The organism is Kribbella sp. WER1, from assembly GCF_054189145.1.
Genome location: NZ_CM135186.1, coordinates 1,271,161 through 1,294,781, shown reverse-complemented (window position 1 = coordinate 1,294,781; position 23,621 = coordinate 1,271,161). Strand labels below are relative to the sequence as shown.

At 70.5% G+C, this 23,621-nt stretch carries 20 protein-coding genes; 17 read left to right on the top strand and 3 right to left on the bottom strand.

Annotated elements, in window-relative coordinates; all coding sequences use genetic code 11:
- The first annotated feature begins 41 nt into the window (after nt 1-41).
- The 6 genes from ACXJJ3_RS06330 (at nt 42) to ACXJJ3_RS06305 (ending at nt 3,836) form a co-directional block, all read left to right on the top strand.
- A complete protein-coding gene (locus ACXJJ3_RS06330; RefSeq protein WP_458169000.1) occupies nt 42-437 on the top strand; it encodes a DUF6504 family protein in 396 nt (131 codons plus the stop codon).
- Entirely contained in the window at nt 434-904 is a 471-nt protein-coding gene (locus ACXJJ3_RS06325; RefSeq protein ID WP_458168999.1) for an SAV_6107 family HEPN domain-containing protein, read from the top strand. The genes ACXJJ3_RS06330 and ACXJJ3_RS06325 overlap by 4 nt, the downstream gene beginning before the upstream one ends.
- 30 nt (nt 905-934) lie before the next feature.
- The gene (locus ACXJJ3_RS06320) at nt 935-1,183 is read left to right on the top strand and encodes a hypothetical protein (protein WP_458168998.1); all 249 of its coding nucleotides are present in this window, start codon (nt 935-937) and stop codon (nt 1,181-1,183) included.
- A 41-nt stretch (nt 1,184-1,224) separates the two neighbouring features.
- The gene (locus ACXJJ3_RS06315) at nt 1,225-2,436 is read left to right on the top strand and encodes a DUF480 domain-containing protein (RefSeq protein WP_458168997.1); all 1,212 of its coding nucleotides are present in this window, start codon (nt 1,225-1,227) and stop codon (nt 2,434-2,436) included.
- Between the two features lie 93 nt (nt 2,437-2,529).
- Nucleotides 2,530-3,276: a methyltransferase domain-containing protein gene (locus ACXJJ3_RS06310; RefSeq protein WP_458168996.1), complete on the top strand. Its 747-nt coding sequence runs from the start codon at nt 2,530-2,532 to the stop codon at nt 3,274-3,276.
- Between the two features lie 143 nt (nt 3,277-3,419).
- A complete protein-coding gene (locus ACXJJ3_RS06305) occupies nt 3,420-3,836 on the top strand; it encodes a DUF3040 domain-containing protein (protein ID WP_325037075.1) in 417 nt (138 codons plus the stop codon).
- A gap of 115 nt (nt 3,837-3,951) precedes the next feature.
- Here the strand turns inward: ACXJJ3_RS06305 and ACXJJ3_RS06300 are convergent, their stop codons facing one another.
- Genes ACXJJ3_RS06300 through ACXJJ3_RS06290 form a run of 3 tightly spaced genes read right to left on the bottom strand, consistent with a single transcriptional unit; the run spans nt 3,952 to nt 8,549 of the window.
- The gene (locus ACXJJ3_RS06300; protein ID WP_458168995.1) at nt 3,952-6,324 is read right to left on the bottom strand and encodes a transglutaminaseTgpA domain-containing protein; all 2,373 of its coding nucleotides are present in this window, start codon (nt 6,322-6,324) and stop codon (nt 3,952-3,954) included.
- Entirely contained in the window at nt 6,321-7,607 is a 1,287-nt protein-coding gene (locus ACXJJ3_RS06295) for a DUF58 domain-containing protein (RefSeq protein ID WP_458168994.1), read from the bottom strand. Before ACXJJ3_RS06295 ends, ACXJJ3_RS06300 begins: the two co-directional genes overlap by 4 nt.
- Before the next feature lie 3 nt (nt 7,608-7,610).
- Complete coding sequence (locus tag ACXJJ3_RS06290; RefSeq protein WP_458171864.1) at nt 7,611-8,549, bottom strand: AAA family ATPase; 939 nt, start codon at nt 8,547-8,549, stop codon at nt 7,611-7,613.
- Nucleotides 8,550-9,135: 586 nt separating this feature from the next.
- On the opposite strand from ACXJJ3_RS06290, the gene mraZ reads away from it, so the two are divergent.
- From mraZ to murC, 11 genes are all read left to right on the top strand, one after another.
- A complete protein-coding gene (mraZ, locus tag ACXJJ3_RS06285) occupies nt 9,136-9,567 on the top strand; it encodes a division/cell wall cluster transcriptional repressor MraZ (RefSeq protein ID WP_344201077.1) in 432 nt (143 codons plus the stop codon).
- A 243-nt stretch (nt 9,568-9,810) separates the two neighbouring features.
- Nucleotides 9,811-10,776, top strand: coding sequence for a 16S rRNA (cytosine(1402)-N(4))-methyltransferase RsmH (rsmH, locus tag ACXJJ3_RS06280; RefSeq protein ID WP_458168993.1), 966 nt, complete (start codon nt 9,811-9,813; stop codon nt 10,774-10,776).
- Nucleotides 10,776-11,432: a hypothetical protein gene (locus ACXJJ3_RS06275; RefSeq protein WP_458168992.1), complete on the top strand. Its 657-nt coding sequence runs from the start codon at nt 10,776-10,778 to the stop codon at nt 11,430-11,432. Before rsmH ends, ACXJJ3_RS06275 begins: the two co-directional genes overlap by 1 nt.
- 631 nt (nt 11,433-12,063) lie before the next feature.
- Nucleotides 12,064-13,977, top strand: a complete 1,914-nt coding sequence (locus ACXJJ3_RS06270) for a peptidoglycan D,D-transpeptidase FtsI family protein (protein ID WP_458168991.1) — start codon at nt 12,064-12,066, stop codon at nt 13,975-13,977.
- A gap of 233 nt (nt 13,978-14,210) precedes the next feature.
- On the top strand, nt 14,211-15,737 hold the full coding sequence (locus tag ACXJJ3_RS06265; protein ID WP_458168990.1) for a UDP-N-acetylmuramoyl-L-alanyl-D-glutamate--2,6-diaminopimelate ligase: 1,527 nt from the start codon (nt 14,211-14,213) through the stop codon (nt 15,735-15,737).
- Nucleotides 15,734-17,125, top strand: coding sequence for a UDP-N-acetylmuramoyl-tripeptide--D-alanyl-D-alanine ligase (locus tag ACXJJ3_RS06260; protein ID WP_458168989.1), 1,392 nt, complete (start codon nt 15,734-15,736; stop codon nt 17,123-17,125). Before ACXJJ3_RS06265 ends, ACXJJ3_RS06260 begins: the two co-directional genes overlap by 4 nt.
- The gene (gene mraY, locus ACXJJ3_RS06255; RefSeq protein WP_458168988.1) at nt 17,122-18,204 is read left to right on the top strand and encodes a phospho-N-acetylmuramoyl-pentapeptide-transferase; all 1,083 of its coding nucleotides are present in this window, start codon (nt 17,122-17,124) and stop codon (nt 18,202-18,204) included. Before ACXJJ3_RS06260 ends, mraY begins: the two co-directional genes overlap by 4 nt.
- Complete coding sequence (murD, locus tag ACXJJ3_RS06250) at nt 18,201-19,628, top strand: UDP-N-acetylmuramoyl-L-alanine--D-glutamate ligase (RefSeq protein ID WP_458168987.1); 1,428 nt, start codon at nt 18,201-18,203, stop codon at nt 19,626-19,628. The genes mraY and murD overlap by 4 nt, the downstream gene beginning before the upstream one ends.
- A gap of 4 nt (nt 19,629-19,632) precedes the next feature.
- On the top strand, nt 19,633-20,883 hold the full coding sequence (gene ftsW, locus ACXJJ3_RS06245) for a putative lipid II flippase FtsW (RefSeq protein WP_458168986.1): 1,251 nt from the start codon (nt 19,633-19,635) through the stop codon (nt 20,881-20,883).
- Between the two features lie 188 nt (nt 20,884-21,071).
- Nucleotides 21,072-22,160 (top strand): undecaprenyldiphospho-muramoylpentapeptide beta-N-acetylglucosaminyltransferase, encoded by a 1,089-nt coding sequence (murG, locus tag ACXJJ3_RS06240; protein WP_458168985.1) that lies wholly within the window; start codon nt 21,072-21,074, stop codon nt 22,158-22,160.
- Entirely contained in the window at nt 22,157-23,617 is a 1,461-nt protein-coding gene (gene murC / locus ACXJJ3_RS06235; protein ID WP_458168984.1) for a UDP-N-acetylmuramate--L-alanine ligase, read from the top strand. The genes murG and murC overlap by 4 nt, the downstream gene beginning before the upstream one ends.
- Nucleotides 23,618-23,621: the final 4 nt, after the last annotated feature.

Here is a 23,621-nt window from a genome sequence, read left to right as displayed (position 1 = left end):
CCGGCCCGGGGAAGCGCTGGATCGTCAGGAGGCGATGGACCATGTGGGAGTTCGACGACGCCGTCGAGGTGCACTCGGTGCCGGTGGACGGCGCGCAGATCCCCGACCAGTTCCTCTGGCGTGGGCGCCTCTGGCGGGTCCGCGCGGTCCGGTCCCAGTGGACCGAGACCGCCGCCTGGTGGGAGCGCGGCGTCATCGGCACCGGCAGCATCCACGACCCGCTGGCCCGCACCGACACGCTCGCCCGGATCGACGCGGCCACGGTCGCGGAGGTCTGCTCGGCGGCCGTCGGCGTGCTGGACGCGGAATGGGGACCGGAGCGCACGGTGTTCCGGGTGGAAGCCGGGTGTGGCCGGCTGGGGCGGCAGGAGACGTTCGAACTTGCGCACGACCCGCATTCGGGTCGTTGGCAACTGGAGAGGGTGACCGACCGATGACAGTTTCACCGGTGTCGCCGGCCGCGGCCGGCGCGGCCAGCCGCGAGCTGTTCCGTGCCCGGGCCGCGCTGGCCGAGGCGACCGAGACCACCGACCATCTGATCCGCTACTCGAGCGCGCACGTCGCGGCGCTCCGGGTCGCGGCCGCCGTGCTCGCGGTGCGCGCCCGCCCGGTCCGTTCGGGCCGCCGCCGGGTGCAGCGCAACGCCTGGGTGCTGCTCGCCGAGGTCGCGCCGGAGTTCGGCGAGTGGGCCACGTTCTTCGCGGCCGGTGCCGCCCAGCGCGCGGCCGCCGAGGCCGGGCTGGAGCGCGCCGTCAGCACCCGCGAGGCCGACGATCTGATCCGCGCGGTCGACACGTTCTACACCCAGGTGGAAGCCAGCCTGCGGCTGTCCACCACCCCGGTGCTCACCGCGACCACCGACCCGCAGTCCGTTCTCACCCAGTCCTGGATGCAGGCGAGCTGAACCATCCCCGTCGTTGAGGAGATCCCGACCGTGAGCGAACCCACCCGAGGCCTGGGCAAGGACCTGTGCGGTCGTGTCCACGCCGTCACCGGCGCCGAGTGCTACCTGCCGGATACGCACTACCCGCGTCCGCACCAAGGCCTGTCCGGCGAGGTGTGGCACGACGGCCTGTGCACCCGGTGCGCCGGTTCCGGCCTGTCCGACGACGCCCTCTGCCCGGCCTGCAACGGCACGTCGTTCGAGCCTCTCACCCTCCCGGAGACCTACCAACCCGGCTGACACCCACCGTGCGGCCCGGGTCGTCTACTAGGGTCGGCAGGGTGAGCGGACTTCCGGTACTGGATGGCGAGGAGCAGCGGGTCCTCGGGAGCTTGCTGGAGAAGCAGTTGACGGTGCCGGCGTCGTACCCGTTGACGGCGAACGCGTTGCGGACCGCGTGCAACCAGACCAGCAATCGCGAGCCGGTCGTGGACTACGACCAGGGCACCGTCGAGCGGGTCGCCCGCGGGCTGCGGGATCGTGAACTGTTGCGGATCGTCTGGGCCGACACCGGCCGCCGGACGTTGAAGTACCACCAGATCCTCGACGAGAAGCTCGGCCTCGAGGAGGACGAGCGGGCGCTGGTCACGGTCCTGCTGCTGCGCGGCGGGCAGGCGCCGGGGGAGTTGCGGACCCGCACCGAGCGGCTGCACCCGTTCGAGGACCGGGCCGCTGTCGAGGCGTGCCTGCAACGGATGGCCGCGCGCCCCGAGCCGCTCGTCCGCGAACTCGAACGCCGCGCCGGTCAGCACGATCGCCGCTGGATCCATCTGCTCGGTCCGGTCCCCGAGGGCGACGCGTCACCCGCCGTCGAGTCCGTCGACCGCGACACGGTGATCGCCGACGGAGCAGCGACCCGCGACGAGCGCGTCCGGTCGGCGTACGACGCGGTCGCGACGGCGTACGCGGACGAGCTGCTCGACGAACTCGAGGGGCTGCCGTTCGAGCGCTGGCTGCTCGACCGGGTGATTGCCGACGCCGACGGTCGCCCGATCGTCGAGGTCGGCGCCGGGCCCGGGCACGTGACGGCGTACCTCGCCGACCGGGACGCGGATGCGACCGGCATCGACGTGTCGCCGGAGATGGTCGCCGAGGCGCGCCGGCGGTTCCCGCGGCTCCGGTTCGAGGTCGGCGACCTGCGGCGGCTCGGCCGGCCGCCGGCCAGTTCCGGCTGGGCGGCGGTGCTCGCGTGGTACTCGCTGATCCACCTGGCCGCCACGGAGCTCCCGGAGACGATCGGCGCGCTGACCCGCCCGCTGGATCCCGGCGGCCTGCTCGTACTCGCGTTGCACGCCGGCGACGAGGTCCGTCACGTCGACGAGTTCCTGGGCCACGAGGTCAGCCTCGACTACGTCCTGCACAACCCCGCCGCGATCGTCCAGCTGCTCGAATCCGCCGGCCTCACCGACATCGAGTGGTACCTGCGCGGCCCGCTCGCGTCGCACGCCGAAACCACCAATCGGTTGTACCTGGTGGCTCGCACCCCGTCCTGACACAGAGCGGTCAGGCCCGGTCCGGGGCGTGTGCACGGAGCCGGGGCCCCGGGCAAGTAGGGTGTGGCGCGACAGGATCTGGCGGGAGGGTCGATGGTGGAGCGGCGGCGACGCGGCGTACGGACGGCGTTGGTCGGCGAGGCGCTGCGCGTTGCGTTGGCGGCGCGGGAGCGGACCGATCCGGGCGCCGGCCTGGACATCGTCGACCTCGGCGGCGGCACCGGCGGATTCGCCGTACCGCTGGCGGTCGAGGGACACCGGGTGACGGTCGTCGACCCGAGCCCGGACGCGCTCGCCTCGCTCGAGCGCCGCGCCCGCGACGAAGGCGTCAGCGAACTCGTCCGCGGCGTCCAGGGTGATGCCGCGGAGCTGCTCGGGCTGACCGGCGAGTCGACCGCGGACGCCGTCCTGTGTCACGGCGTTCTCGAGGTCGTCGACGACCCGGTGCAGGCGCTGCAGGCGATGGCGTCGGTCCTGCGGGAGGGCGGCGTACTGAGTCTGCTCGTTGCGCAGCGCAACGCCGTCGTGCTGGCCCGGGCGCTGGCCGGGCACCTGGCCGAGGCGCGGATCGCGTTGCAGGACCCGGACGGGCGCTGGGGTGTCACCGACCCGATGCCGCGCCGGTTCGACGAGGCTGGGATCACCGGGCAGCTGGCCGACGCCGGGTTCATGGTGCACACGGTGCACGGTGTCCGGACGTTTGCCGACCTGGTGCCGTCCGCGTTCGTCGACTCCGAGCCGGGTGCCGCCGACTCGCTGGCCGAGCTGGAGCGGGCCGCGAGCCAGCACCCGGCCTTCCGCGCGCTCGCCACCCAGCTGCACATCCTCGCCACCCGCTGACCGCCACCCGTTGGTCGGCACCGGCGACAGAGGGTGACATCGGCGGCAGTTGCGCGACCGTGACGCGCTGGACAGGCGGTCAGGGTTTCGTGTGACGCGGGCGCGGCCTAGACTGGAGGCGGCCTATCGAGATCGCGCTCATCATGGAGGGATCGACGGTGCCCCTCTCGGAAGAAGAGCAGCGCCAGTTCGAGCAGCTCGAACGTGCCCTTGCTGCGGAAGACCCGAAGTTCGTTTCCGCCATGCGTGGGACCAATGTGCGCTTGTACTACCGGCGCCGGGCAGTGCTCGCCGGCGTCGGATTCGTGCTGGGCATCGCGGTGCTGATGACCGGTGCGATCCTGCCCAACACCATCATCGGAGTCATCGGCTTCGTGATGATGGTGGCCTGTCTGTACGTCGCGGCGCTGAGTATGAAGCGGATCAGCAACGCGGGAGAGTCCGACGACATCCCGCCGCCTCCGCCGACCAAGCGCCACCGGACCAAGCACGACTCGTCCGGCACGTTCATGGAGCGCATGGAGGACCGCTGGCGTCGCCGCCGCGAGGAAGACCTCTGACGGCTCCCGCCTGACCTTCCGGCCACACCCGCGCCCGTCTCCGGGCCGGGTGTGGCCGTTCAGTACGGCCATCCGTTCAGCCGGCTCTACGACCAGGTGGCCGAGAACCGCGGCTTCATCCTCTATGTGATCCCGCTGTAGACCGCTTCGGAAGCAGCGCCGAGCGCAGCCGCGCCAGCAGCAGGTCGAACTCGTCCAGCAGGTCCGACGCCTCGGTCGTCCCGCGGCTCAGGTACCAACGCCACGACGGCGGCAGCAACCTGGCCCGCCACCGGCGCCGGGCCGGTGCCTGCGCCCACAGCGCCTGCCGTACGGCGGCCGCCTCGGCGCGCAGGTCCAGCTCGAGGTCCGCGTCACCGGCGTACCGGAGGGCCTCGATACCGCGGGCGAGCCGGCGGGCCGCCGGATGCGTCTCCTCGGGGAGCTTCGACACCAGCCACTGCCCGGACTGACGCGGCGTCGCGATGTCCGACCAGTCCAGGTTCAGGTCGCGGGCGGTGTCGCGGACCTCGGCCCACAGCCCTTCGGCCGCAGCGCGGCCCGGCGGGCGCAGGTACCGCCGCCGGCGGGTGAGGGTGCGGACCAGCCACGGGATGCAGATCAGCAGGATCACGCCGAGCCCGGCCGCAATCGCCTGCCCGCCGCCGTTGGTGAACCAGTTGCCGGTCCCGACCGCGGTAGCGCCGGTCTGGTCCGGCAGGTTCGGATCGTGCCGCGGCTTGTCGGCCGGCCCGGTCTGCTTGGCGCCCGGCGTCGTCGGGTCGGTGGTCGCCGACGGAGTGGTCGGCGTGGTCGTCTCGTTGGCGGGAACGGTCCAGCCGGGCGTGGTCGACACCCGCGCGGACGGCGTCGGCTCGAACCGGACCCAGCCGGTGCCCTGGAAGTACAGCTCCGGCCACGCGTGCATGTCGTGCATCCGGACCGTGTACACGCCGTCCTTGCCGGCCGTCCCGGGCAGGAACCCGATCCCGACCCGGGCCGGGATACCGAGGATCCGCGCCATCAGCGCCATCCCGGTGGCGAACTGCTCGCAGTACCCGGACTTGCTGGTCAGCAGGAAGTCCTCGAGCGCGGCCATCCCGCTGCCCTTGACGTTCTGCGTGCTGTACGTGAACCCGCCGCCGGTCCGGAACCAGTCCTGCAGCAGGACGGCGGCCTCGAACTTGTTGTCCTTGGCATCGGCCGTCACCTGGTACGCGAGCTGCTTGATGCGCTCCGGCGTCTTCTCCGGGACGACCATCGTGTACCGGTCCGGGGCGCTGGTGGTGATCGCGTCGTGCAGCTGCTCCGGCGTCGGCTCGATGTCGTACGACGTCAGCTTGTACTTCTTGCCCGCGATGATGCCGCCGTTCGCGGACATCACGTCCAGCGCGCCGGAGTCGTAGTTCCAGTCCTTCTTCAGCGAGATCGACTGCAACGGGTATGGCACCGGGACGAGCTGCGAGCGGAGATCCCGGGTGACGCTGATGTCCATCGTGGTCACCGGGACCTTGGACAGGTCGCCGGTGAAACCGGGCGGGGGAGTGAGGTTGCCGGTGACCTTGTTCTCCTGGCCGCGCGGCGCGATCTGCCAGGTGTTGCCGTCGAACAGGTCGAGCGCGGTCAGCCGCAGGTAGCTGCCGCCGGACGGGCCGCCCTTGTAGGTGAGCGCGACCACGTTCTCGCCGCGCTTCAGGTTGCGGCCCATGTCGAGCATCGGGTTGGTCGACGAGATCGACGCGCCGATCCCGTTCCCCGACGTACCGCCGGCCAGACCGTTGCCGATGACACCTTCCGGCAGCGACGGCAGCAATGCTGGCAGCAGCGCCGCGATCGCGACCACGGTCAGGCCGATCCGGCGGCCGGCCTGGCCGAGTGCCGACGCCTCCACGGGCTCGGCGGCGTCCAGGTGCGAGACGCCGGAGATCCGCCGGCCCCAACGGCTCAGCCGGCTGCGTCCTTCCGAGGACAGCAGCACGATGTAGCCGATCGCCGGCGGGATGAACAGCAGCCACGGCAGCCCGCCGTGCACGGTCGCGGCCGGCACCGTGTACATGATCAGCAGCAACAGCCCGGACCACGCGGCCTGCCGGAGCTGGACCGCGATCACGTGGATCAGGAACCCGGTCACCGAGATCACGGTCACCGCGAACAAGGTCAGGTGCGGGTCCGGCGGCAGCGGAGCGCTGAACCGGTTGATCGAGTCCATCGCGTCGGCGAGCTGCGAGTTGAACTCGACCGCCGTCGCCTTCCACGGGAACAGCCCGAACTTCATCGTGCTGTGCAGGAAGAACAACGACAGCAGCTCGGCCAGCACGAGCAGCTGGACGATCGGTACGACGATCCGCGGGACGCGCAGGTGCTGCAGCAGCACGCCGACGCCGGTGATCAACGCACACAGGAACGCGCTGACGAACAGGAACGGCCCGGAGAACACCGGCGTCAGCACCAACGACCCGAGCGCGGTCGCGCCCCAAGCGGCGATGGAGATCCTTGCGTGTCCGGTCATGCGATGCGTCCACTTCTGAGGCCCAGCCCGGACCACACTGTGGGGAGGTGGTCGCCGCGGCGGACCCTGGCGACACGCCAGCCGTTGCGGCGGAGTTCGTTCTCGGTGGCGTCCGTGGCCGCGATCAGCCGGGCCGCCTTCTCGGTCGCCTCGGCGCCGACCGCCCAGCTGGCCGCGTCCAGTACCAGCGCGACACCGGTCGCCTGGCTGGTCCGCCACCGGTTCAGCGCGATCACGTCATCGGTACTGCAGGCGCCCACGACGGCGATCACCAGGCTCGGCTCCTGCGCGTGCCGGTCGACGGTCAGCAGCGGGCCGAGTTCGGCGTACTTGTGTTCCTCGACGGTCGCGCACTCGGTCAGCAGCTGCTGCTGGTTGAGTGGCTGGTGGACCGCGGTGGACGTCCGGTGGGTGATCGCGGACAGCGTGGTCGGCCCGCCGAGCATCGTGGTGACGTACCCGCGACGGAGCCGGTCGATGCCGATCGACGCGACCGCGCTGACCGCCCACTCCAGGCTCGACGACGGTCCGTGCCCGTGGTGCGAGATGATCCGCGCGTCCAGGAACAGCGCGCACCGGCTCTGCCACGGCTGCTCCTCGCGGCGCACCATCAGCTCGCCGCGGCGCGCCGTCGACCGCCAGTGCACCCGGCGCAGGTCGTCGCCGTCGCGGTACTCGCGGACGGTCGCGTCCTCCTCGCCCGCGGCCGCGATCGCGCGCGGCCGGTTCTCCCCGGATCCGGCCCGGTCAGCGCCCAGCCGTACTTCGGGAAGCTTGTAGACGCGCGGCGTCACCAATAGGTGCTGGCTGCGGGTGAAGGTCCGGCTCGTCTCCACCAGCCCGAACGGATCCGCGACCGTCAGCATCAACGGCCCGACCTGGAACAGCCCGCGGACGTCCGACTTCACCGGATAGGTGACCGTACGGCGCCAGTTCGGGCTCACCCGGTCGACGACGAACCGCGGCCGGTGCCCCAGTACATAAGGAATCCGGTCCTCGAGGAGCAGCAGCCCCGCGGGCATCCGGCCCTGGTTGCTCAACGTCAGCTCGACGGTCGCCTGGGTCCCGACCGGGACCTGGTCCGGCGCGAGGCTCCGGCGTACCTGCAACCGCAGACGCGTGCGGCCGACGACCAGCGCGGCGACCACCGGCAGCGCGGCCAGCAGGATGCCGACCCGCAGCAGGTCCTTCTGGCCGAGCAGGAGCGCGCACAGCGACGCGGTGATCCCGGCAGCGACGAACGCCCGCCCTCGGGTGGTCAGTCCGCGCAGTGCCTGCCGCATGTCTCAGTCCCGACGGGTGCGGGGGAGCGGCACGCTGGCCACCAGCCCGGAGATGATGTCGGCCGCACCGCGCCCACCGAGATGCGCCTCGGCCGCCGGCAGCACGCGGTGCGCGAGCACCGGCACCGCCAGTTCCTGAATGTCGTCCGGCAGCACGAACTCGCGGGAGTCGAGCGCCGCCGCGGCCCGGGCGGCCCGGACCAGGTGCAGCGTCGACCGCGGGCTCGCGCCCAGCCGGAGCTCCTGCGAGCGCCGGGTCGCACCGACCAGCGCGACGGCGTACTCCTTCACCGACTCCGACACGTGCACCGACTGCACGGTCTTCACCAGGCGGAGGATCTGCTGGCCGTCCGTCACCGGCTGCAGGTTCGCCAGCGGGTCGTCGGCCGCGTGCCCGTCCAGCATCCGCAGCTCGGCGGCCGGCTCCGGGTAGCCCATCGACACCCGCGCCATGAACCGGTCGCGCTGGGCCTCCGGCAGCGGGTACGTGCCTTCCATTTCGATCGGGTTCTGCGTCGCGATCACCATGAACGGCGCTTCCAGCCCGTACGTCGTGGTGTCGACGGTGACCTGGCGCTCCTCCATCGACTCCAGCAGCGCGGCCTGCGTCTTCGGCGAGGCCCGGTTGATTTCGTCGCCGACCACGATGTTCGCGAACACCGCGCCGGGCTTGAACTCGAAGTCGCGGATCTCCTGGTTGAAGACCGAGACACCGGTGATGTCCGACGGCAGCAGGTCCGGCGTGAACTGGATCCGTCGCACGCTGCAGTCGATCGACTTCGCCAGCGCCTTGGCCAGCATCGTCTTGCCGACGCCCGGCACGTCCTCGATCAGCAGGTGCCCCTCGGCCAGCAGGACCGTGACGGCGACCTCGACCACGTCGGGCTTGCCCTCGATCACCTGCTCCATGGCGCGGCGGACGCGGCCCGCCACCTCGGACAGCTCGTCGAAGTCCCCGGCTCCTGCCAGCGGCGAGCTGGTCGCGGTGGTGCTCACTCCGATGCCTCCCCATTCGTTGACTGCCGACACATTCTCACCCGGTGGAGGGGTCCGGCCAAGAGTTTCGTCGGTTGGCGGTTCGATCGTCACGGCGCACGCCCTCAGGGTCGGTAGTCGTCCTCCAAGCGTACGGGCGGCGCCAGCAGCATGCGGGGCGTACGACGCTCCGAACCGGTACCTGGTTCACGAGCCGGCCGGACCAATGGTTCAGGACCGTCCTCCACTTTCCTCCACCGGTTCCTCCACTCCGCTCCACCACCCACTCCACTTCGCCCCACCACACGCCTCCACCACGCTCCACACACCGCTCCACACGCCGGTCCCGGAGCGGCAGTTGAGGCGGCAGCGACACGCGGGCGCTGAGCGTGAATCAGGCGTGAATCAGGCGGGGAATCAGGCGCCACGGGGGCGGAATGGGGCGGAAGTTGGTTGACGGTGGTGGAAAGTGGAGTAAGGTGGAGCGCAGTGGAACTGAAGTGGTGGAAAGCACTCGCCTGGAGTCGGAGAGTCCGCAACGGGGAGGTGGAGCGTGTTCCTCGGAACTCACTTCCCCAAGCTCGACGACAAGGGGCGGCTGTTCCTGCCGGCGAAGTTCCGCGACGAGCTGGCCGACGGTCTGGTGATCACGCGAGGGCAGGAACGATCGCTGTCCGTGTGGCCGGAGCGTGAGTTCGTCCAGCTGACCGAGCAGTTGAAGCAGGCTCCGATCACCAACAAGGGTGCGCGGGACTACCTACGGATGTTGTTCGCCGGCGCCTCCAACGAGATGCCGGACAAGCAGGGCCGGGTCACCATCCCACCGATGCTGCGTGACTATTCAGCACTTGATCGCGACTGCGTCGTCATCGGGGCGATGAACCGGGTGGAGATCTGGAACACGGAGAACTGGAACCGGTACTCCGCGGAGCAGGAGCAGGCGTTCGCCGACCTGTCCGAGGAAGTACTGCCCGGCATCTTCTAGAGCTGGCCAACAGCTGAACAGTGTGTGTGGACCGAGAGACACCGACCGTCCGGTGAGATCACGGGTCCGACTTCCGACCTGGAGTGTTGGCGTCACTTCCCCGGCGCCAAGACCGAGCAGGTACTTCCCCGGAAGGCGTACCCGCGATCTGACCGGACGGTGCTGTCTACCCACGCACCACCACATGACCTGCGGGGGCAGGGTCGCTCCCACAGCGCAAGGGCAGTGACGGGAAGGGTCGAGATGGACGCTGCGGAGCGGCATGTGCCGGTGATGCTGGAGCGCGTGGTCGCGCTGCTGGCACCGGCGCTCGCGCGTCCCGGCGCCGTCGTCGTCGACGCCACCCTCGGCCTCGGCGGGCACTCGGAGGCGTTCCTGCAGCGGTTCCCCGAGGTCCGGCTGATCGGCTTCGACCGGGACCCGAACGCGCTGCGGCTGGCCGGCGAACGACTCGCGCCGTACGAGGAGCGGCTCACCCTCGTGCACGCGGTGTACGACGAGTTGCCGCGGGCGCTCGCGGATCTCGGCGTACCGGCGATCGACGGCATCCTGTTCGACCTGGGCGTCTCGTCGATGCAGCTGGACGAGGCCGACCGCGGGTTCGCGTACGCGCAGGACGCGCCGCTGGACATGCGGATGGATCCGACCCGCGGGATCACCGCGGCCGAGATCGTGAACACCTACAGCGCGGCCGACCTGGCCCGGATCCTGTTCCAGTACGGCGAGGAGAAGTTCTCCCGCCGGATCGCGGACCGGATCGTCCGGGAGCGCGCCGTCGAGCCGTTCACGAACACCGCGCGGCTGTCCGAGCTGGTCCGGGACGCGATCCCGCAGGCCGGCAAGCGGACCGGAGGACACCCCGCCAAGCGCACGTTCCAGGCCCTGCGGATCGAGGTGAACGGCGAACTCGACGTCCTGCGGCGGGCGCTGCCGGCCGCGCTCGACGCGCTCGCGCTGCACGGCCGGATCGTGGTGATGAGCTACCACTCGCTCGAGGACCGGATCACCAAGCAGGCGTTCGCGCCGGGCACCAAGTCCGACGTACCCGACGACCTGCCGGTGATCCCGGCCGGGCACGAACCGTATCTGAAGCTACTGACCCGGGGCGCCGAACGGCCGACCGAGGAGGAGGTCGCGGTGAACCCGCGCGCCGCCTCCGCTCGCGTGCGGGCGGCCGAGCGGATCCGGGAGAAGGGACTGGTGGCCTGATGAGTACCGTCTTCAGCCCGCAGAAGGCGCGGGTCACGCCGGCCCCTGGCAGCACAGGCGCGAAGAAGGAGCAGCCACGGCTGCGGGTGGTGTACGGCGCGCCGTTCCGGCCGCCGCGGATGCCGTTCGTGATCTTCGTGGTGTCGCTGCTCGCCGCCGGGCTGGTCGGACTGCTGCTGCTCAACACGCAGCTGCAGAGCGGCACGTTCGACATCACCAAGCTGAACAGCCAGGCGAACGACCTGCGCGATCAGCAGCAGCAGCTGGAGAAGCAGGTCCGGGCGCTCGAGTCGCCGCAGAACCTGTCCGACCGGGCGCTGAAGATGGGCATGGTGCCGAACCCGAACCCGGTGTTCCTGCGGCTGTCCGACGGGCGCGTGCTCGGCGTACCGGCCGAGGGCAAGGCAGGTGCCGGTACGGCGATGTTCGGCCCGCAGACGCCGACCGCCAAAACCACCACCAAGCCGGTGACGCCGGTCAAGCCTGTGACACCGGTGAAGCCGCCGACCGGGACGGCCGGCACCCACACGAGCACCACCACGAACACTCGTGCGAGCACCACCACGAACACGCACACCACCACGACCACCAAGCCGCCGACCGGCACCAAGCCGCCGGCCACGACGACGAAGCCCGCCACGACCACACGGGGATGATCGGATGACGGACCGACGGGGAAACGAGCCGCCACGCAAACGTGGCACCGAACCAGGCCGGGGCAATCCACCCCGCAAGGCTCAGCCCCGTCGCCCATCCACTACAGACAGTGCCCGCAACACCCCCCAGCGCCCCGAGTCCACCCGCGACCGCCTCCTCCGCAAGTCCGAGGAAGAGAAGGGCGCCACCCCCAACAAGTCCACCCCCCGCGCGCAGTCACCCACCGACCGAGGCGCTACGCGCCGATCGACCGCGGACCGAGCGGGCGCCGCAGGCGCATCCCGTGGGGGTGCGGCCGACGACGGCGGCACCCGCCGCTCCGCCGCGGGCGGCGACAGCCGTGCGAAGGCTGACCGAACCGGCGCCTCGGGCGCCTCCCGTGGGAATGCGGTCGACAGCGGCGGCAGCCGATCGAAGGCGGGCCGGGCCGGCGCCGGGGGCGCCTCGCGTGGGAGTGCGGCGGACGGGCGCGGAGCTGGTCGCCGTTCGCAGGCAGCCGGCGACAGCCGGTCGAGCGCCGGAGGCGCGTCCCGCGCGGGTGCGGACGGGGGCGGGAGTGAGCGCCGGTCCGTGGCGGGTGGTTCGCGGGCAGGGGCCGCCAAGAAGGCTGTCGGCGGAGCGCAGCGGCCGGTGAAGAAGGCGGCTGGTACGACGGCAGCTGGGAAGAAGGCAGCCGCGAAGAAGGCGGCTGGGAAGAAGCGGCCGCCGCAGAATCGGCCGCAGCCTCGGCCCAAGGCGCGGAAGGTGAAGAAGGGGCCGCGGATGTTGCGGCTCGGGCGGCCTGCGCTTCGGCTTCGGTTGACGTTCGGTGTGATGGCTTTCGTGCTGTCGCTGTTCGCCGGCCGGCTCGTGCTGCTGCAGGGGGTCGACCCGGACAGCTACGCGGCCGCAGCGACCAAGGAGAACGCGCGCTCGTTCATCCTGCACGCCGACCGCGGCACCATCGAGGACCGGAACGGCGTCGAGCTGGCGGTCACCGAGGATGCCGTCGCGATCACCGCGGACCCGCAGCAGACGAAGCCGGTCGCGTCCCAGCTGGCCGCGATCCTGGCCCCGAAGCTGCCCGGTACGACGGTCGCCGGGCTGGTCAAGTCGCTGTCCGGCACGGGCCGGTTCGCGTACGTCGCGCACCAGGTCAGCCCGACCACGTGGAGCGCGATCCAGGCGGAGATCAAGGCCGCGAACGTGCCGATCACCAAGGCGAACAAGGGCAAGCCGCAGGAGCAGCAGGCCAAGGTGCTCGGCGGGCTCTACACCCAGGAAGAGCCGATCCGCAGCCACCCGAACGGCAGCATCGCGGCGACCCTGGTCGGCGTCACCGGCAAGGACGGCAAGGGCCAGTCCGGGCTCGAGTACGGCTACAACGACAAGCTGTCCGGCCAGGACGGCAAGGCCGTCTACGAGGTGGATGCCAAGGGCAACCAGATCCCGAACGCGAACCACACCGTCCAGGAGCCGAAGCCGGGTGTCGGCCTGCAGTTGACGCTGGACACCGACCTGCAGTTCTTCGCCGAGAAGCGGATCCAGCAGGCCGTCCAGCAGTACAAGGCGAGCGCCGGCACGGTGGTCGTGATGGACGTGAAGACCGGTGACCTGCTTGCGCTCGCGAACTACCCGTCGTTCGACCCGAACAAGCCGTACACCGCGGCGGACCTGAACAACACCGCCCTGGAGCGCAGCTTCGAGCCGGGCAGTGTGCAGAAGGTGGTCACGATGGCCGCCCTCGCCGACGCCGGCCTGATCAACCTGAACACGAAGATCAAGGTGCCGGGCACGATCGACGTCCAGCGCCGGATCATCAAGGACCACTGGGCGCACGACCTGATGAACCTGACCGTCTCCGGAATCATCGCGAAGTCGTCGAACGTCGGCACGATCATGCTGTCGCACCGGATGCCGATCCCGCAGTTCGTGAAGTACCTGCACGACTTCGGCTTCGGCGAGCCGACCGGGCTGAACTTCCCCGGCGAGACGAACGGCCGGCTGGCGCCGGGTGACGAGTGGCCGGAGATCACCCGGTCGAACGTCGCGTTCGGCCAGGGCCTGTCGGTGAACGCGGTGCAGGAGGCCGCCGCGGTGAACGCGGTCGCGAACGGCGGGGTGTACGAGCCGCCGAAGCTGGTCAAGAACTTCATCCAGGCCGACGGCACCCTGACCCCGAACCAGACCGCGCCGTCGCGCCGGGTGGTGAGCGAGCACGCCGCGAAGGAGGTCACCACGATGATGGAGTCGGTGACCGCGAAGAAGGGCACCGCACCGATGGCCGCGATCGACGGCTACCTGGTGGCCGGCAAGACCGGTACGGCGCAGCAGGTCGTCCCCGGCACCGGCAAGTACGGCGCCTGGGCGACTTCTTTCGCCGGATTCGCCCCCGCCGACAACCCACGGTTCGTTACGTACGTCGTACTGCACGATCCCGTGGGTGCCCGGGGCGGAGGTTTTCAGGGAGGACCGGTGTTCCGAGACGTGATGAGCTACGCACTGCAGAAGTACGTCGTCCCGCCGAGCGGGGCGGCGCAGCCGAACATCCCGCTCACCTGGTGATGAACGCGCCGTTGGGTCCTGTCTGGTGGTCCAGCGCCTACTGCGGAGCACTCGGCACGGCAGCTCGCCGCACGAGTGCAAAGGAAACGATGCTCCGCATCGACCCCTTCGCCCCCGCGCGGCGAGCTGCCGTGCCGAGCACTTCCTCGCTACGGCGCTGGACCACCAGACAGGACCTGGTGACGCAGGGTCAGGTAGGAGTCACAGGGTCCGTGGCGGTAGCCTCAGGGCCCGTGTCCACCCCTACCGCCGCCGGCGGCGCGGTCGCAGCGATCAGGCCCCGGCACGTCGTGCCCGTGAGCCTCGCCGACCTCGCGAACGTCGCCCACATGCAGGCACCGGCACCGTCGCCGGTGAGCGTGACCGGCGTATCCCTCGATTCGCGTTCCGTCCTTCCCGGTGACCTGTACGCCGCCCTGCCCGGAGCCGTCACGCACGGTGCCGAGTACGTCGGGAACGCCCGCCAGGCGGGCGCTGTCGCCGTACTGACCGACCCGTCCGGCGCGGAGCGTGCGGCGGCGTCCGGTCTTCCGGTGCTGGTCGTCGACCGGCCGCGGGACGTGCTCGGCGCGGTCGCGTCCCGGATCTACGGCGAGCCGACCAGCGCGCTGCGGCTGATCGGGGTGACCGGCACCAACGGCAAGACCACGACGAGCTTCCTGCTGGACTCGGTCCTGCGGCGGCTCGGTCCGGCGGCGTTGATCGGGACGATTCAAACGCGCGTTGGGGACGAGGTCGTGAAGAGCGTCCGGACGACTCCGGAGGCGACCGACCTGCAGGCGCTGTTCGCGGTGATGCGCGAGCAGGCCGTCGAGTGGTGCGCGATGGAGGTGTCGAGCCACGCGCTGGCGATGGGCCGGGTGGACGGCGCGCGGTTCGCGGTCGCGGGGTTCCTGAACCTGACGCAGGACCACCTGGACTTCCACAAGACGTTCGAGGACTACTTCCAGGCGAAGGCCTCGCTGTTCACCCCGGAGCGGTGTGATGTGGCGGTCGTGACGATCGACGACGAGTACGGGCGCCGGCTCGCCGCGCAGACTGTCGTACCGCTGGTCACGGTGTCGGCGACTGGCGACGCGGACTGGACGGTCGCAAGCCGGCACCGCTCCGAGCACGGCACGACCGTGCTGGACATCCGGGGCCCGGGGGAGACGCTGACGGTCGAGATCGGCCTGCCGGGCGACTTCAACGTGGCGAACGCGCTGCTCGCGACCGCGATGCTGCGGCAGCTCGACGTACCCGCCGAGGCGGTCGCGGCCGGACTGCGGACCGCGACGGTGCCGGGGCGGATGGAGACGTTCACCCGCGAGGACGGGCTGGCGGTGGTCGTGGACTACGCGCACACGCCGGACGCGGTCGCGCTGGCGCTGCGGGCTGCGCGCGGTGCGACCAAGGGCCGGTTGTTCGCGGTCGTCGGCTGCGGCGGCGACCGGGACCCGTGGAAGCGGCCCGCGATGGGCGCCGAGGCGGCGAAGGCGGCGGACGTGGTGATCGTCACCGACGACAACCCGCGCAGCGAGGACCCGGCCGCGATCCGCGCCGCCGCGCTGGCGGGCGCCCGGGACGCCGTACCGGACGTGGACCTGCACGAGATCGGGGACCGCCGGCAGGCGATCGCGGCGGCGATCCGGCTGGCCGGACCGGGTGACACCGTGGTCGTTCTCGGGAAGGGTCATGAGACAGGCCAGGAAGTGAGCGGTGTGATCCACCCGTTCGACGACCGCGAAACCGTGCGTGAGCTGTTGGAGGCAGATCGGTGATCCCTGTCAGGTGCGGCGAGATCGCCGACGTCGTCCGCGGCGAGCTGGCCGGGGTCGATCCCGCGGCAGTCGTCGACGGCGCGGTCACGATCGACTCGCGGGAGGCGGGACCGGGCGGGCTGTTCGTCGCGCTGCCCGGCGAGCGCGTCGACGGCCACGACTTCGTCGGTACGGCGACCGCGGCCGGCGTCACGGTGTCGCTGACCACCCGCCCGGTGGAGGGCAGCCCGTGCATCGTCGTCGACGACGCGGAGCGCGCGCTCGGGGACCTGGCCCGGCTGGTGATCAGCCGGCTGCCGGACCTGACCGTGATCGGGCTGACCGGTTCGACCGGGAAGACCAGTACGAAGGACCTGATCGGCCAGCTGATCCGCCCGTACGGCGAGACGGTGTGCCCGGAGGGCTCGTTCAACAACGAGCTCGGCCACCCGTTGACCGCGCTGCAGGCGACACCGGCCACGAAGTACCTGGTCGCCGAGATGGGGGCCCGGCACACCGGCGACATCACGTACCTGAGCGGGATCACGCCGCCGGCGGTCGGCCTGGTGCTGAACGTCGGCACCTCGCACATCGGCGAGTTCGGGTCCCAGGACAACATCGCGATCGCGAAGGGTGAGCTGATCGAGGCGGTGCGGCCGGGAGGTACGGCGGTGCTGAACGCCGACGACCACCGGGTGGCCGCGATGCGGAGCCGGACCGGGCAGAAGGTGCTGACCTTCGGCGAGGCGCCCGAGGCGGACGTCCGCGCCACCGACGTGAAGGTCGACGGCGAGGGCCGCCCGGCGTTCACGCTGCACGTCGGCGATTTCAGCGGCGCCGTACAGCTGCAGCTGATCGGTGAGCACTACGTCTCGAACGCGCTCGCCGCCGCGGCCGTCGCGCTGGTGGTCGGGCTGACGCCGGAGCAGATCGCCGACGGGCTCGGCGCCGCGCAGCGGGTGTCCGCGGCGCGGATGGAGCTGACCGAGCGGCCCGACGGCGTGACGATCATCAACGACGCGTTCAACGCGAACCCGGACTCGACCCGCGCCGCGCTCAAGTCGCTGGTCGCGATCGGCCGTTCCCGGGGCGCGCGGACCTGGGCGGTGCTCGGCGAGATGCTCGAGCTCGGCGACACCTCGCAGACCGAGCACGACGCGATCGGCCGGCTGGCCGTCCGGCTGGACGTGAACCGGCTGGTCGTGGTCGGCGAGGGCGCGAAGCCGATGCACCTGGGCGCCTCGCTGGAAGGCTCGTGGGGCAACGAGTCCGTGTTCGTCGAGACGATCCCGGAAGCGCTGGAGTTGCTGCGCGCCGAGTTGCGCGCGGGTGACGTCGTACTGGTGAAGTCCTCGAAGGCGGCCAAACTCCGCAGCCTCGCAGACGCCCTGGTGGAGGCACAGCAGTGATCTCGATCCTGTTCGGCGGCGCCGTCTCGATGGTGCTGACCCTTATCGGTACTAGGTGGGGCATCAGGTGGCTCGCGGGCCGTGGTTTCGGCCAGGAGATCCGCGACGAGATGCCGACCGCGCACCAGATCAGACGCGGTACGCCGACGATGGGCGGCGCCGTGTTCATCGTTGCCACCATCATTGGGTACTCCGCGGCGAAGCTGTTCACGATGACTCCACCGACGGCATCGGCATTGCTGGTCCTGTTCCTGTTCGCCGGAACCGGAGCCGTCGGCTTTCTGGACGACTTCATCAAGATCTTCCGGCAGCGCAGCCTCGGTCTGCGCAGCAAGGCGAAACTGGCCGGCCAGACGCTGGTCGCAGTGATCTTCGCTGTGCTCGCGATGCAGTTCCCTGACGAGCGCGGTCAGCGGCCGGCCTCACCGTTCATCTCGTTCATCCGGGACATCGGATGGCTACAACTGCCGGCGATCCTCGTCATCATCTGGATCCTGCTCCTGGTTGCCGGCATGTCGAACGGTGTGAACCTTGCCGACGGCCTGGACGGTCTGGCGAGCGGTGCCTCGATGATGGCCTTCGGCGCCTACACGCTGATCTGCATCTGGCAGTTCAACCAGAGCTGTGCGACCGAGCGTGGCGTCGGCGCCAAGTGCTACGAGGTCCGGGACCCGCGTGATCTGGCGGTGGTCGCGGCATGCCTGACCGGTGCGCTGTTCGGGTTCCTCTGGTGGAACGCGTCTCCGGCCAAGATCTTCATGGGAGACACGGGCTCCCTGTCACTCGGCGGTGCGCTGGCAGGTCTGGCCGTGATGACCCGGACGGAGCTGCTGGTCCTGATCCTCGGCGGGCTGTTCGTCGCGATCACTGCCTCGGTCATCCTGCAGGTCGGCTACTTCAAGATCACCAGACACGCAACCGGGACCGGTAAACGGATCTTCAAGATGACGCCACTGCACCACCACTTCGAGATGCTCGGGTGGGAGCAGGTGAACGTGGTGATTCGCTTCTGGATCATCCAGGGGCTGTGCGTGGTGATCGGTCTGGGGATCTTCTACGCGGAGTGGGTGACCGGATGAGGACGCGGACCGACGAAGGCTGGGCGACGACGCGGTTCGTCGTGCTCGGGTTCGGTACGGCGGGCTACGCCTGCGCCGACTCACTGCTCCAGGCGGGCGCCGAGCACCTCGTCGTACTGGACGACCGGGACACCGAGGCGCTGCGCGAGAAGGCGCAGATCCTGGAGACGCTCGGCGCCACGATCATGCTCGGCCCGGGCAGTACGCAGGAGCTGCCGAAGGATGTCGACGTCGTCGTCACGTCTCCCGGCGTACCGCCGCACGCGCCGCTGCTCGCGCAGGCGGCCGAGCGCGACGTACCGATCTGGAGCGAGATCGAGCTCGCCTGGCGGCTCCGGGACCCGGCGAACGCCGCGCCGTGGCTGTGTATCACCGGGACCAACGGCAAGACCACGACCGTGCAGATGCTGACCGCGATGCTGCAGGCGGCCGGCCACCGGGCCGTTGCCGCGGGCAACGTCGGGCTGCCGCTGCTCGAGGCCGTGATGGACCCCGAGCCGTACGACGTGATCGCGGTCGAGCTGTCGTCGTACCAGCTGCACTTCACGCATTCGATGTCGGCGCACTCGGCCGCCGTGCTGAACATCGCGCCGGACCACGTCGACTGGCACGGCTCGCTCGAGGCGTATGCCGCGGACAAGGGCAGGATCTTCGAGAACTGCCAGGTCGCGTGCGTGTACAACGTCGCGGACCCGGCCACCGAGCACCTGGTCGAGGAGGCCGACGTGGTCGAGGGCTGCCGCGCGATCGGCTTCACCCTCGGTACGCCGGGACTCTCGATGCTCGGCATCGTCGACGACCTGCTCGTCGACCGGGCGTTCATCGAGCAGCGGTCGACGTCCGCGCTCGAGCTGGCGACGATCGACGACGTCAACCCGCCCGCGCCGCACAACGTGGCGAACGCGCTGGCCGCGGCCGCACTGGCCCGTTCCTTCGGCGTACCGGCGACCGCGGTGCGGGACGCGCTGCGCGGCTTCCGTCCCGACAAGCACCGGATCGCGCACGTCGCGGAGGTTGCCGGGGTCAACTATGTCGACGACTCGAAGGCGACCAACCCGCACGCCGCGCAGGCCTCGCTGCTGGCCTACGAGCACGTGGTCTGGATCGCCGGCGGCCAGGCCAAGGGCGCGACCTTCGACGACCTCGTGATCGCCGCCCGGAGGAGTTTGCGTGCCGTCGTCCTACTGGGCCAGGACAAGGCCGTGATCGCCGAAGCTCTCGAGCGACACGCACCGGATGTGCCGAGGATCGTCGTCGAGTCAACGGACACTGGAGCCATGGAGACCGTGGTGGGGGAGGCGGCGAAGCTCGCACAGGTGGGTGACACCGTGCTGCTCGCCCCCGGCTGCGCGTCCTGGGACATGTTCGCCAACTACGGAGCACGCGGCGACGCCTTCGCCGAAGCCGTACGCCGACTGGGGTGATCGTGTGACGTCGGTCGCGGATCAGCCGGATCAGAAGAAGCAGGACAGCACCGAGCGGCCGTGGATCGCCGCGATCCGGGACGTGCTGGACCGGCCGCTGACGTCGTACCACATCGTGCTCGGGGCGACCGGGCTGCTGCTGGTGCTCGGGCTGATGATGGTGCTGTCGGCGTCCAGCGTGCTCTCGTTCCGGGCGTACGGGAGCAGCTACACGATCTTCACCCGGCAGCTGATCTGGGTCGCCGTCGGCCTCCCGATGGCGTACGTCGCGTCCCGGATGACGCCACGGCACTTCCGGATGCTCGCGTACATCGCGCTGCTCGGCTCGACGTTCCTGCTGGTGCTGACGTTCATCCCGGGCCTCGGCGTCGGCGTGAACGGCAACACGAACTGGCTGCGCCTCGGCGGGCCGCTGCAGATCCAGCCGAGCGAGTTCGCCAAGCTCGCGATGGTGATGTGGTGCGCGGACCTGTACGCCCGCAAGGAGAAGCTGCTCACCCAGTGGAAGCACCTGCTGGTCCCGATGGTCCCGGTCTGCGGCCTGGTGATCGCGCTGGTCGTCGGCCAGCACGACCTCGGTACGGCGCTGGTCCTGATGGCCGTGATGACCGGCATGATCTGGGTCGTCGGCGCACCCACCCGGCTGTTCGTCGCGACGATCGGCGTGGTCGGGCTGGTCGCGACGTACTTCGTGAACGCGGAGAAGTACCGGATGCAGCGCGTCACGTCGTTCCTGGACCCGTTCGGCGACCCGTCCGGTGTCGGCTGGCAGGCGTACCACTCGTTCTACGCGCTCTCGACCGGCGGCTGGTGGGGCGTCGGGATCGGCAACAGCCGGCAGAAGTGGGGCAACCTGCCCGAGGCGCACACCGACTTCATCTTCTCGGTGATCGGCGAGGAGCTCGGCCTGGTCGGTTCGCTGACCGTGCTCGCGCTGTTCCTGCTGCTCGCCTACGCCGGGGTGCGGATCGCGACCCGGAACACCCAGCCGTTCGTCCGCTACGCGGCGGCCGGGATCACGATCTGGATCATGGCGCAGGCGGTCGTCAACCTGGGCGCCGTGATCGGACTGCTACCCATCGTGGGTATCCCGCTCCCGCTTTTGTCGTACGGTGGTTCCGCACTGCTGCCGACGCTGATCGCGATCGGCATGCTGCTGTCCTTCGCGAAGGCCGAGCCCGGCGCGCAGGCCGCCCTGAAAGAAACTCGGCGACCTCGTTTCGGCTGGTTGTCTTCGCGGCGAACGTACAAATGAGAGGGTGTCTTGAGACTCTGCGCCGTAGCGAGCAGGTGCTCGGCGGAGTGCAGCGCAAGGCGGAGGACGGGACACGGAGTGGGTTTCTCCGTGTCCCGTCCTCCAACGCAGCGCTGTGCCCGCCGAGCACCGCGCAGTAGGCGCAGAGTCTCAAGACACCCTCTGGAACCGCGGGAGCGTTGAAAGCTGTGCCCAGCATCGTTCTGGCCGGTGGCGGTAGCGCCGGCCACACCTCACCCCTGATCGCCACGGCGGACGCTCTGCGCCGGATCGACCCGACCATCGAGATCCTCGCGCTCGGGACCGAGCGCGGCCTGGAGACCCGGGTGGTGCCCGAGGCCGGGTACCGGCTGGAGCTGATCCCGCCGGTGCCGCTGCCGCGGAAGCCCACGCCCGCGCTGTTCGCCGTACCGGGCAAGATGCTCGCGTCGGTGAGCGCCGCCCGGAAGGCGCTCGACGAGGCGAAGGCGGACGTCCTGGTCGGCTTCGGCGGCTACGTGTCGACGCCGGCGTACGTCGCCGCCTGGCGGCGGAAGACCCCGATCGTCGTGCACGAGGGCAACGCGGTGCCGGGCATCGCGAACAAGTTCGCCGCGAAGTACTGCACCGAGAACGTGAAGACGTCGTTCCCGGGCTCCGAGCTGCCGCACGCCGAGTACGTCGGGCTGCCGATCCGGCGGGCGATCTCGACGCTGGACCGGGCCGCGCTGCGGGCAGAGGCGCGGCAGTTCTTCGGGCTGCACCCGGATGCGCCGACGCTGTTCGTGACCGGCGGTTCCCAGGGCGCGCAGCGGATCAACGAGTCGGTGTCCGGCGCGGCCGCGGACCTGCAGGCGGCCGGTATCCAGGTGCTGCACGCGATCGGCCCGAAGAACACCCTCGAGGTCCGGCAGACCGGCCCGCTGCCGTACGTCGTACTGAACTACGTCGACCGGATGGACCTGGCGTACGCCGCTGCCGACCTGGTGGTCTGCCGTTCGGGCGCGAACACGGTGACCGAGGTGTCCGGCGTCGGGCTGCCGGCGATCTACGTCCCGCTGCCGATCGGTAACGGTGAGCAGCGGCTGAACGCGAAACCGGTGATCGACGCCGGCGGCGGCGTACTGATCGACAACGCCGACCTGACCGTCGACTGGGTGCGCGGGAACGTGCCGCAACTTCTGCTCGACCGCGAGCGTCTGACAGCCATGTCCACCGCTGCGACCGGGGTCATCCGGACCGACGCCGACGACCGATTGGCGCGCATCATCCTCGATGTGGTGAGGTCTGCGTCGTGATCGTCACCGCACCTGACACGCTGCTGCCGGCCGAGAAGCTGGGCCGCGTGCACTTCGTAGGCATCGGCGGCGCCGGCATGTCCGGGATCGCCCGGATCATGGCGTCCCGCGGGATCGAGGTGTCCGGCTCGGACGCCAAGGACGGCAAGGTACTGGCCGCGCTGCGGGCACTCGGCGCGACCTGCTGGGTCGGGCACGAGGCCGAGCATGTGAAGGACGCCGACACCGTGGTGGTGTCGACCGCGATCCGGGAGACCAACCCCGAGGTGGTCGCGGCCCGCGCCGCCGGGATCCCGATCCTGCCGCGGGCCGCCGCGCTGGCCTCGGTGATGGTCGGCCGCCGGACGATCGCGGTCGCCGGGACGCACGGCAAGACCACCACGACGTCGATGCTCACGGTCGCGCTGCAGCACTGCGGCGCGGACCCGTCGTACGCGATCGGTGGGAATCTCAACGAGTCCGGGTCGAACGCCCACGACGGCAACGGCGACCTGTTCGTGGCCGAGGCCGACGAGTCGGACAAGTCGTTCCTGACGTACTCGCCCGAGGTGTCGATCGTCACGTCGGTCGAGCCGGACCACCTGGACAACTACGGCGACGAGGCCAGTTACCGCGCGGCGTTCGAGGAGTTCTGCGCCCGGGTGCTGCCCGGCGGGTTCATGGTGATCTGCCAGGACGACGCCGGCGCCCGGGAGCTCGCGGCGTACGCGCGGGACCGTGGGATCGACGTCCGGACGTACGGCGAGTCCGAGGACGCGGACCTGCGGGTGACCGAGCTCACCGCGCTCGGGGCGACGCAGTCGTTCGTGCCGGTGCTCCGCGGCCGCAAGCTGCCGGTGGTGAACCTGCAGCAGGCCGGCAGGCACAACGCGCTGAACGCGTCGGCCGCGCTCAGCGCCGGGCTCGGACTCGGGTTCTCCGCGGCCGACCTGGCCGAGGGGCTGGCCGCCTTCACCGGCACCGGCCGGCGGTTCGAGTTCAAGGGCCTCGAGGACGGCGTGCGGGTGTTCGACTCGTACGCGCACCACCCGACCGAGCTGGCCGTGGACCTGACCGCGGCCCGCCAGGTGGCGGGGGAGGGGCGCGTGATCGCCTGCTTCCAGCCGCACCTGTTCAGCCGGACGCGGATCTTCGCGACCGAGTTCTCCGAGGCGCTGGCGCTGGCCGACGAGGTCGTGGTGATGGACATCTTCGCGGCCCGCGAGGACCCGGAGCCCGGCATCACCGGTGCGCTGATCGCGAACCACGTGCCGCTGAAGCCGGACCAGGTCCGGTTCGAGCCGTCCTGGTCCGCCGTACCGCAGCTGGTCGCGGACCTGGCCGAGCCGGGTGACCTGGTGGTCACGCTCGGGGCCGGTGACGTGACGCTGATCGGCCCGGAAGTCGTTGGTCTGCTGGCCGAACGCAGCCCCACCCGCGAGCCTGCGCCGGAGGCCGTGGCGCCTGTGGTGAAGTAAAAGC